Source organism: Oleiphilus sp. HI0086 (assembly GCF_001635225.1).
In genome coordinates this window covers 1-1,751 of the sequence record NZ_LWFZ01001201.1, presented here as the reverse complement: position 1 = coordinate 1,751, position 1,751 = coordinate 1, and the positions used below count along the sequence as shown (strand labels likewise).

The 1,751-nt window shown below is 44.0% G+C and carries 1 protein-coding gene and 1 pseudogene; one reads left to right on the top strand and one right to left on the bottom strand.

What is annotated here, in order from left to right:
- Positions 1 to 425, top strand: a pseudogene (locus tag A3756_RS20835) (ferredoxin--NADP reductase); the annotation flags it as partial.
- 40 nt (positions 426 to 465) lie between these two features.
- Here A3756_RS20835 and A3756_RS20830 read toward each other — a convergent pair.
- Positions 466 to 1,751, bottom strand: a 1,286-nt coding sequence (locus A3756_RS20830; protein WP_068554517.1) for a SpoVR family protein, incomplete at its 5' end; no start/stop codon positions are given.

The following is a 1,751-nucleotide window of genomic DNA, read 5'->3' as shown; positions in this document are numbered from 1 at the left end:
CTGGCTTGGCGCCTTTTATGAGTATCATCAAGGATCCGGAAACCTATGAATTATATGATAAAGTAATTCTAACGCACGGTACGAGATTTGTTTCAGAGCTGGCCTATCAAGAGCAAATCAAAAAGGAGCTTCCGGAAAATGAGTTTTTTGGTGAGTTTATCAAAGACAAGCTTATTTATTACCCAACCGTGACACGTGATGAGTTTGAAACTCAAGGTCGAATTACCGATGCGCTGGAGAGTGGCAAGCTTGTTAAAGACTTAGGGCTACCAGAGTTAAACCTTGATGATGATCGTTTTATGATTTGTGGTAGCCCAAGTATGCTTAAAGATACTTGTCGTATACTTGATGATATGGGCTTTGTTGAAGCGCGTCAGGGGAATGCCGGGCATTACGTAATCGAAAGAGCTTTTGTCGAGAGTTAGCCCTAAATAATACTCACTAATTGACTTCGTCTTCAGGCGGCTACGTGATGGGAGGGCAGTGATATTCATCTACTGTCAGCCCTTCTTCAACACTAAATAAATGAACGTCAAACCCCCACAAACGATGTATGTGCTTGAGTACTTCGTCTGTACTTTTACCCAAGGGGACTCGGCTGTTTGGTGTGTGCCTAAGGGTCAGTGATCGATCTCCTCTTAAATCAACATTCCACACCTGAATATCTGGTTCGCGCATACTCAGGTTATATTGCTGAGAGAGCTTTTCTCTAACATATCGATAACCTTGCTCATCATGTATTCCAGTTACTTCATAATGACTCTGCTGGTCATCATCACGAATTGCGAAGAGTTTTAAGTCCCGAATTACCTTAGGTGAAAGGAACTGTAGGATAAAGCTTTCATCTTTAAAGTTTCGCATGGCAAAATCGAGTGTTTCCAGCCAGTCTGTGCCCGCGATATCTGGGAACCATTGTCGATCTTCATCCGTAGGTTGTTGGCAGATACGTTTGATATCCTGAAACATGGCAAAACCAAGCGTATAAGGGTTGATGCCGCTGTACCATTGGCTATCAAAGGGAGGTTGATAGACCACCGCTGTGTGTGATTTTAAGAACTCGATAATAAAGCCTTCATTCACCAAACCTTTGTCATACATCGTATTCATGATGGTGTAGTGCCAAAAGCTTGCCCAACCCTCATTCATTACCTGAGTTTGTCTTTGCGGGTAGAAATACTGGGCAATTTTTCTCACGATACGTAGTACTTCCCGTTGCCATGGGGCAAGCATGGGGGCATTCTTCTCAAAGAAATAAAGCAGATTCTCCTGCGGTTCTTCAGGGTAGCGTTGATCTTTCTCGGCTTCTTCTTTGTCGCCGCTGACAGGAATGGTTCTCCACAGCTCATTAACTTGCTGCTGCAGATGGAACTCGCGCTCTTCTTGTCGTTTCAATTCTTCTTCAGCTGATATAGGAGCAGGGCGCTTATAACGGTCAACACCGTAATTCATTACTGCGTGGCAGGAGTCTAGAAAGGTTTCTACGGTATCGACGCCATAACGGCCTTCACACTTTGCAATATAGTTTTTGGCGAACAGAAGGTAGTCTATTATTGCGCTGGCATCGGTCCAGGTGCGGAACAGGTAGTTGCCTTTGAAAAAAGAGTTATGACCATATGATGCATGCGCGATGACTAAGGCCTGCATCATCAAGGTATTCTCTTCCATCAAGTAAGCGATACATGGGTTAGAGTTAATAACGATCTCATAGGCGAGCCCCATTTGGCCGCGCTTATAACCTTTTTCGTTTTGTA